Source organism: Nocardioides dubius, from assembly GCF_039528155.1.
Lineage (GTDB): Bacteria > Actinomycetota > Actinomycetes > Propionibacteriales > Nocardioidaceae > Nocardioides > Nocardioides dubius.
In genome coordinates, this window is sequence record NZ_BAAALG010000007.1 from 32,296 (window position 1) to 41,236 (window position 8,941).

Annotated in this window: 5 protein-coding genes; all 5 read right to left on the reverse strand. The window is 69.2% G+C overall.

Annotated elements, in window-relative coordinates:
- Positions 1–34 precede the first annotated feature (34 nt).
- Positions 35–2,875, reverse strand: coding sequence for an Ig-like domain repeat protein (locus tag ABD151_RS08965; protein WP_343993467.1), 2,841 nt, complete (start codon positions 2,873–2,875; stop codon positions 35–37).
- Between the two features lie 198 nt (positions 2,876–3,073).
- Positions 3,074–4,267, reverse strand: a complete 1,194-nt coding sequence (locus tag ABD151_RS08970) for a fibronectin type III domain-containing protein (RefSeq protein WP_343993469.1) — start codon at positions 4,265–4,267, stop codon at positions 3,074–3,076.
- Complete coding sequence (locus ABD151_RS08975; RefSeq protein ID WP_343993471.1) at positions 4,264–5,772, reverse strand: dicarboxylate/amino acid:cation symporter; 1,509 nt, start codon at positions 5,770–5,772, stop codon at positions 4,264–4,266. Before ABD151_RS08975 ends, ABD151_RS08970 begins: the two co-directional genes overlap by 4 nt.
- Positions 5,773–6,030: 258 nt before the next feature.
- Positions 6,031–7,593, reverse strand: a complete 1,563-nt coding sequence (locus ABD151_RS08980) for a succinic semialdehyde dehydrogenase (RefSeq protein ID WP_343993472.1) — start codon at positions 7,591–7,593, stop codon at positions 6,031–6,033.
- Positions 7,590–8,941 (reverse strand): GMC family oxidoreductase (locus ABD151_RS08985; RefSeq protein ID WP_343993473.1); only part of this gene is annotated, 1,352 nt, incomplete at its 5' end. The genes ABD151_RS08980 and ABD151_RS08985, both read right to left, overlap by 4 nt.

The following is an 8,941-nucleotide window of genomic DNA, read 5'->3' on the forward strand; positions in this document are numbered from 1 at the left end:
GATCGGTGAGCGCCGCCTCGTGGTGTCTGCCGGACTAGCGGACGACCTTGAGCTTCACGGTCTTGGCCTTCGCCGAGGCGTAGGTGGTGCTGCCCAGGTACTGGGTGCTCACCGTCCAGGTGCCGCGGGTCAGCTTGGGCAGAGCAACGCTCGCGCTGCCCTTGCTGAGCTTCTTGGTCACCGTGCGGGTGGTCGCACCCTTCTTGATGACCAGCTTGATCGTGCCTGTGGCCGACGGCAGACCGGACCCGACGCTGACCTTGACCAGCGCGCCGCCCGACTTCTTCGAGGTCGGGGTCTTCGTGCGAGTGAACGTCACCTTGGAGACCGCTCCCTTGGCCACGGTGTAGGAGACCTGCGACTTGGACGGGCGGAGGTTGGCACTGCCCAGGTAGTCGATGCTGGCGGAGTACTTCTTGACCGCCAGCGTCTTGGGCAGCGCGAAGGTGACCGCACCGCCGGAGAGCGCCTTGGTCTGCGCCGTGCCCACGCCGCTGAGGCGGACGTCGCCGGTGACCGCTTCGCTCGGGCTGTTCACCCGGACGGTGAGCGTCCCCGCCTTGCCGAAGGTCGTGCTGACCGAGGACGACGAGCTCACCGTGAGGCCCTTGGCCACCGTCAGCGCGGAGGCCGAGGAGGTCGCGGAGGCATAGGTGTCGTCACCGGCGTAGCCGGCCGTCAGCACGTAGTCACCGGCTGCCAGGGAGGCGGGAATGGCGAAGGTCGCCGTGCCCTGGTCGAGGTCGGCCTCGAGCGGACCGCCCGGCAGCCCGTTCAGGGTCGCCGTGCCGGTCGCCCCCTCGGTGACGGTCGCCGTCGCCGTGCCGCCAGCGCCGTAGGTCAGGCTCGCCGGCGCGCTCAGGGTCACCGTCGCGGACTCCGCCACCACCTGGAGGTCGTGGCTCGCCTCGGCGCCCGCGACCAGTCCACCGTTGCCGCCCGAGTAGGCGTAGCCGATCCGGTGGCTGCCGGCCGAGAGGGCCGGGATCTCACCGGTGACCGTGGTGCTGCGGTCGGCGTCGATCTCGACCTCGGCGACCTGCTCGTCGTCGACACTGATCGAGACCGTTCCGGTCAGCGGCCGGGTGCCGGTCAGCGGCGCCGTCTGCGCGCTCGCCGTCCGGTCGGAGTAGTAGCCGCCGAAGAGCGACGTGACGTCGATCTGAGCAGTCAGCGGAGTCGCCTCTCCGGCGCCGACGGAGGTCGGCAGGCCGCTGGCGGTGACCGAGCTCTCGTAGCCCCCGGCCACGCCCGCGATCACGTCGCGGATCTCGCGCAGGCCTTCGCGGGCGAAGTTGCGCTGGTTCTGCAGCACGTTCTGGCCGCTGACCTGGGTGACGTTGACCGATCCGCGCAGGTGGTCGGCGTCGGCTGCGTCGAAGCTCGCGTCGTGGCCGGCGGTGAACCACCACTCGGTCATGTACTCGACGTTGCCGGCGTACTGCGGCGCCGGCGGGTTGCCGGCCTCGGGGTTGGTCCAGTCCGAGCGGATCGCCTGGTCGAGGACCGGTGCGTCGCCGGCCCGGTTGTAGGAGAGCACATGACCCACCTGGATCTTGCGGGCCAGCTTCTGGCCCTCGGCCAGGTCGGACGGGTTCGGCACCACGCCGTCCTCGTAGTAGCGGACCGGGCTCACCGACTGTATTCCGGTCTCGGTGTCGAGGATCCGGTACTGCGTCTGGGCGTTGGCGAGGCGCTCAAGGATCTCGCCGTAGAGGTGGGCCGGGCGGGTCTGCTGCTGCACCGAGCTGATGGCGCGGAAGGCATTGTCGCGGATGTGCTTGTCCAGGGTGCCGCCGTTGCCGGTGGAGTCGAGCGAGAAGTCGAAGTTGTAGACCTTCTTGATGCCGTGCTCGCGGGCGTACTGGGCCGTCTGCTGGATGATCGCCGCGGTGTTGTGGCACCAGGTGCCACCGAAGAGCAGCACGAAGTCTCCGTCGCTGTCGAGGATCTCGATCAGCTCCGGGTAGGTGATGTTCTGGATCCGGAAGTCATCCTCGTCCCCGCCTGCCAGGTCGCGCTCCGCCTCGAAGATGTCGCCGCCGAAGCGCTTGCGGTTGCTGGCCTCCACCGCCGGGTCGGCGTTGCGCACGTACCGCTCGAAGTGGCGACGGTTGTGCTCGGTGGAGAGGAAGTCCCACTGGGTGTCCACGTCGAGCGACGCGGAGTCGAGGACGCGCTTCACGTCGGCCCGGTACGCGGCCTCCGCCCCTGGGGCACTCAGGTCGCCGGGCGGCGTGACCAGAGCGTCGACGATCCGGTTGCTCGCGCCACCCGCTGCGTCGTACACGAAGAAGTACGGGTGGTCCGCGGCGACGCGCTGGTCCGGCCGCGCCGGGTCGGCAGCGAGCCGGAACGGCGTCTCGGCGTCCTTGCTCAGGTACTCGGTGACCAGCCGCTCGCCGAGGTCCAGGAACTGGTCCTTGCCGGCGTTGTCCGCGCTGTAGAGGTTGTAGCCGGTCAGGTCGAAGACGCTCAGCGCCTCGCCGTCCAGGTTGGGGTCGAAGTTGTAGACCTTCTCGATGCCCTCGGCCTTGGCGACGGCGTCGATGTGGGCGATGGCGTCCTGGATGTGCGCATCCTCCGGGCCGCCGATCAGGAAGGCCCACCTGCCGGTGTTCTTCTTCAGCAGGTACTCGAAGCGCTCGATGGTCACCGTCTCGAAGACGCTGCCCTCGCTCAGCGAGGGGTAGGCGCTGGCGAACCAGTCGATGGTGGCGCCCTTGGTGGCCTCGGGGTACGCGGTGGCGCTGGACGGCTCTCGGGGCGCGTCCGGTGCCGCGTGAGCGCCGCTCACCCCGACCAGGGGCGCGGCGGCGAGGGCGGCCGCGGCGAGCACCGCCGCGGCGCGGCGTCGTCGGTGGAGGTTGGTCATGATGTCGCTGCTTTCTCCTGCCATCATGGGCAGGCCTGATGAGCACGTGCTGCGGGCTCGGTCGGGAAGCTGGGTTGCCGTGTCACTTGTGGCGAGCGCACGGCAACCCAGTGGCTGGTTGATGCGGTGTGTCTCAGGCGCCGGGCGTCAGCCGGCGCGGCAACATCGCGTGCCGGTCCATTGCTCGTGTCTCATCGCTCAGGCCGGGGCGAGCGCACGGGTAGGGCGACGACGTCCGCGGAGCAGATGCCAGGCCAGCGACAGCGCGCCGGCGGCACCGAGCCCACCGAGGATGAAGAGGCCCGCATGGTCGGGCACCGGAGCTCCCGAGCCCTCCTTGACCTCGACCGTCGCGGTGTCCCCGGTGCCGGTGGCAGCAGGGGCCGCAGCCACCACGGTCACCGGGCTGCGCGAGACCTCGGCACCCTCGAACAGGACCACCACCTCGTGGTCGCCGGCAGCGACCGTCGCCGGGATGGTCACGTCGAGCGCGAACCCGCCCTGGTCGTCGGTGCTCACCGTGCCGAGCGCGACCGGGGTCGAGTGCAGCTCGACCTCGAATCCCTCGATCCGCGGGGCGAATCCGGCACCGGTCAGGGTGACCACGGCGCCCGGCGCCACCTCGCCGGTGGCGGTGACGGTGCCCGGCACGCTGGCCGGGTCGTCACCGACCACGGTCGGCTCCGATGGCGGCGATCCGGCCGAGACGCCGGCAGCGTTCTCCGCCCAGACCGCGGCGCGGTAGCTGCCCGGCTCCAGGTCCTTGAAGGTGTGCGTGAACGTCGTGGCGTCGAACTCCACCGCCTCCAGGCCGGTGAAGCGCACCAGGTAGCCGGTGACCTGCTCCAGCTCGGCGTTGGGCGAGGCCTCCCAGGTGACGGTCACCGAGTCCTTCTTGACGGTGAGGACCGGCGCGGCGAGTGCGGACGGCGCACCGGCCGCCACCTGCTCCTGCTCGTCGCCGAGGCCAAGGTCGCCTGCGGGGTCGGAGGGGGTCGTGGCGCCGGGGCTCGCCGGCGTTCCGCTCGGGCTGGAGCCCGTCGGCGTCGGCTTGGTAGGCGTCGGCTTCGTGGGCTTGGTCGGCGTCGGCTTGGTCGGGGCGGTCGGCGTCGGCGTGGTCGGCGCCGCGTCCCCCTGGTAGCTGTAGCTGCCGGCCGGGTAGCTGGTCGTGCCGTTGCGGTTGGGATAGACCGGGTGCTGGTTCTCGTCGAGCTCACAGCCCTCGATCCACAGGCAGGTGACGTCATCGAGGCAGGGGAACTCATCGGCGCCGTCGACCCAGCCACTGGCGTTCGCCGCCGACGTCGGCCCGAAGGCGACGAGCAGCGACGCCGCGAGCATGCCGCCGGGCAGAAGGGCCGCGATCCTGCGCACTGCGCGGTTGGTTGTCATAGCCTCACTCCTTGTTCTTCACGGCGGGTGCCGTCTGCAATGGGATGTGCCGGTTCCAGCGGCGTGATGGCGCAGGCGCCGATGGGCACCCCGCCGTAGAGGGCGAGCGCGCTCGGGTCATCGGGAGCACGCTCGGCCGGAACGTCGCGCTCAGCGGGATCCAGCGACTGGTCGGCGACCTCGGTTCGCTGCTCGTCGCTGGCGAAGACGGCGTCGTCGAGACGCCCCTCCTTGCGGGCCACGATCGTTGCGGCGATCGCGGCGGACGTCACGTTGTTCAGCGTGCGCGCCATGTCCGCCACCATGCTCACCGGCAGGGTGATCGCGACCAGCTCGAGCGGCAGACCGGCCGCGGTCAGCACTGTGGTGGCGGTGATGGTGGCGGTGCCGGGAACCCCGGCGGTGCCGACCGAGACCAGGATGCCGAGGAGCACGAGGACGGCGTAGTCCTGCACGCCCCAGTCGAGGCCGAGGCCGTTGACGCCGTAGACGGCGATCAGGATCGGCCACACGCCGGCGCAGCCGGGCATCCCGATGGTGGTGCCGAGCGGGGCGGTGAACCCGGCGATGTCAGCCGGGACGCCGATCCGGTCGCGCAGCAGCCGGGTGGTCACCGGGAGGGTGCCCGCGCTGCTCTGCGTCGTGAAGGCGGCGAGCTGGGCCGGCAGCATCCGGCGGTAGAACCGCACCGGGTCGACGTCGGCCACGGTGCGCAGCAGGACCCCGCCGATCAGGTAGGCGTGCACGAAGCAGGCGACCCAGGCCAGCACCAGCACGCCGAGCAGGGACACCATCTGCGACCACTGGCCGGCCGCACGACCCACGGCGACGGCGGTGAGCGAGAGCACCGCGTAGGGCGTCAGCGCGATCACGAAGCCGACGGCCTTGTAGATCACCTCGCGCAGCGCGTCGATGAACCGCTTGAACGGTGCCACCTGCTCGGGGATCCGCTCGGCCACCAGGGCGTAGCCGATCGCGAGCATCAGGCTGAAGATGATGATCGGGATGATGTTGTTCTCGGCGATGTCGGTGACGATGTTCGTGGGGAAGAAGTCGATGAAGACCTCGCTGAACGGCTTCTTCATCGCCTCCAGGGCCGAGGTGTTGACCTCCCCGACCGTGAGGTCCGCCCCCTTGCCGAGACCCAGCTCGAGCGCAAGGCCCAGGGTGAGCAGGACCGCGAGGGCGTTCAGCAGGAGCAGCCAGAAGACCGAGCGCAGCCCGATCGTGCGCAGCTGCGCGGTGCTGCTCAGCGAGGTGATGCTGGAGAGGATCGAGACGATCACCAACGGCGCCACGATCGCCAGCAGCAGATTGATGTAGATCCTGCCGATCGGCTCGACGCTGCCGAGGTGCCCCTCGAACACCACGCCGACACCGACGCCGGCAGCGAGGGCCAGCATGGTCAGCGCACTGAAGTTCAGCCGCAGGCGGCTCAGGACGTAGATGCCCGCGAACAGCCCCAGGACCACCAGCAGCGCACCGGTCGCATATCCACCCATCATGCGTGAGGCCTCTTCTTGCCGGAGCGGACCGGTCCGCTCAATGTGGAGTGTTTCTATTGACTTAAGCAAATAACACCACTGGCCGGGCGTGGCACGCAAAGCGCGTCTCAGAATGTGGTCGCACCGCTCGCATGCCGAGACGTACGGTCCGAGCTCCCCGCCGACCCGGGCACAGAAAAAGGCAGTCGACCCCGCCCCGATGGGGCGAGGTCGACTGCCTCTGATGCGGCGGGCGGCGCGCTGGCGCTCCGCCTGGGACTACCTGATGCCGAGCTTGCGCATGATCGCGAGGCCCTTGATCTGCTCCTCGACGTTCTTCTCGAAGGGCTTGTCGTCGGGGACCTGCATGACCTGCTTCTTCAAGATGCCGACGTTCTGGCAGTCGGTGTACTTGAGCAGGCCCTGGTCGCCGTGGCGGGCGCCGACGCCGGACTGCTTCACGCCACCGGAGGGCGTCCCCTTGGAGGCATAGGCCGTGGCCAGGATGTCGTTGATGTTGACGTTGCCGGACTCGATCCGGCGCCCGACCTTGATCGCGTTGTCGAGGTCGCTGCCCCACACACTGGCGTTCAGGCCGTAGTCGGTGTCGTTGGCCAGCGCGACCGCCTCGTCGACCGTCGCGTAGCGGTGCAGCGCGACGACCGGACCGAAGGTCTCGGTCCGACCGGCCAGCATCTCGGTGGTGACGCCCTCGAGGATGGTCGGCTCGAAGAACGCCGGGCCGAGGTCCGGGCGCTCCTTGCCACCGGTCACCACGGTCGCGCCCTTCTCCAGCGCATCCGCGACGTGCGCGGCGACCCGGTCCTTGTGCTCCACGCTGATCAGCGAGCCGGTGTTCGGGCCGAAGTCGTAGGCGGCACCCACCACGAGATTCTCGGTCGCGGCCTTGAACCGGGCCTTGAACTCGTCGTAGATCGAGTCGTGGATGTACATCCGCTCGATGTGCATGCAGATCTGGCCGGTGTTGCCGAAGGCACCGAACAGCGCGCCCTTGACGGTGTCGTCGAGGTTCGCGTCCGGCAGCACGATCATCGGGTTCTTGCCGCCGAGCTCCAGGCAGGCGCCGATCAGGTTGCGCCCGGCCCGCTCGCCGATCACCCGGCCGGTGTTCGTGGAGCCGGTGAACATCACGTAGTTCGCGTTGTCGATCAGGGTCGGGCCGACGTCCGGGCCCTCGCCGCAGACCACCTGGAACAGGCCCTTGGGCAGACCCGCCTGCTCCAGCAGCTCGACGCCGTACAGCGGCGAGAGCGCGGTCTTGTTGTCCGGCTTGACGACCACCGCGTTGCCGGCGATCAGCGCCGGGATGGCGTCCGAGATGCCGGTCGCGAACGGGAAGTTCCACGGCGCGATGATGCCGATCACGCCCTTGGGCTGGCGCACCTCCAGCGACGAGGAGACCACCGGCACCGGGCCGGCGTGCTTCTTCGGTGCCAGCACCTTCTTGGCGCGCTTGAGGTAGTAGCCGGTCACCATCGGCACGTCGAGGGTCTCCTCGAAGGCCATTCGGCGGGCCTTGCCCGACTCGACCTGGATCAGGTCGACGATCGTCTCGTTGTGCTTGAGCACCAGCGAGTGGAACTTCTTGAAGACCGCCAGCCGCTTGGCCACCGACCACTGCGACCACTCCTGCTGAGCGGCGCGAGCGGCGGCGAAGGCACCCGCGATGTCGGACGGCGTCGACTGCGGCAGCTCGACGAGGACCTCGCCGGTGTAGACCTCGGTCAGCTTCCAGGTCTGGCCGGTGGAGCCGGGAACCCGGGAGACCAGGCGGTTCAGGAACTCCGGCGTCACCGACGCCGGGCGGACCAGCGCGCTCATGCGCCCAGGCCTTCCAGGATGATCGTGCCGGCCTTCTCGCCGATCATCATCGACGGCGCGTTGGTGTTGCCACCGATGATCGACGGCATGATCGAGGCGTCCGCGACGCGCAGGCCCTCGATGCCGTTGACGCGCAGCTCGGGATCGACCACGGCCCGCTCGTCGATGCCCATCCGGCAGGAGCCAACCGGGTGGTACACGGTCGTGACGCGACGCAGCACCTCGTCCTTCAGCCGCTGGCCAGAGAAGGCCGGGCCCGGCTCGTACTCCTCCTTGACATGCTTGGCGATCGCCGAGTTCGCCATCACCGCACGGAGCATCTCGATGCCCTCGACCAGCACCTTCAGGTCATCGGGCTCCGCCAGCGCCTGGACGTCGATCAGCGGCGCTGCCAGGGGGTCGGCGCTGGCCAGCCGCACGGTGCCGCGGGACTTGGGACGGATCAGGGTCGAGAAGACCGAGAGCGACGGGCGGGTGTCGGGGCGCAGGCGGACCTGCTCGTCCTGGAACGGCGGGTAGGACCACGGGATCGCGAAGAACTGCATGTCCGGCACGCCCGTGGACAACGAGGTGTGTGCGAAGCCGCCGGCCTCGAAGACGGAGTGCGACAGGAACGTGGAACCCGGCTTCAAGCGATCCTTGACGATGGCGGATCCGAAGTGCGCGGCAGTGCTGCGGTGCGGTGAGTTGTCGACGGAGTAAGTCATCGGCACGAACAGGTGGTCGTGCAGGTTGTCGCCGACCGGAAGGTCCGCGACGACCTTGATCCCCTTCTCCTGCAGGTGTCCTGCCGGTCCCACGCCCGAGAGCATCAGGATCTGCGGCGAGCCGAACGCCCCGGCGGAGAGGATGACCTCCTTGCGGGCCCGGACGATCCGGCGCTCGCCCTTGGCCTCGATCACCTCGACGCCGACCGCACGACCGTTCTCGATCACGACGCGAGAGACCGTGCCGCGCTGCTGCACCTCGAGCGTCGGCAGGTCGGCTTCGGTGAGGTAGCCCCGCGAGGTGGAGTAGCGCAGGTTGTTGCCGGTGTTCTCCTGGATGACGTGCATGCCATCTTGGGACTCGCCGTTGTAGTCGGGGTTGACCGGCAGGTTGAGCTCGTCGGCGCCAGCGGCGATGAACGACTTCGCGGCGTCACAGATGTCGCCGTTCTCCAGCACCTTGATGGGACCGCCCTTGCCGCGGTACTCGCTGGCGGGCCCCTGCCAGTCCTCCATCCGCTTGTAGGACGTGAGCACGTCCTGGTAGCCCCAGCCCTTGTTGCCCTCGGCCTCCCAGGAGTCGAAGTTCTCCCTGTTGCCGCGCACGAAGATCATCCCGTTGATGGAACCGGAGCCACCCA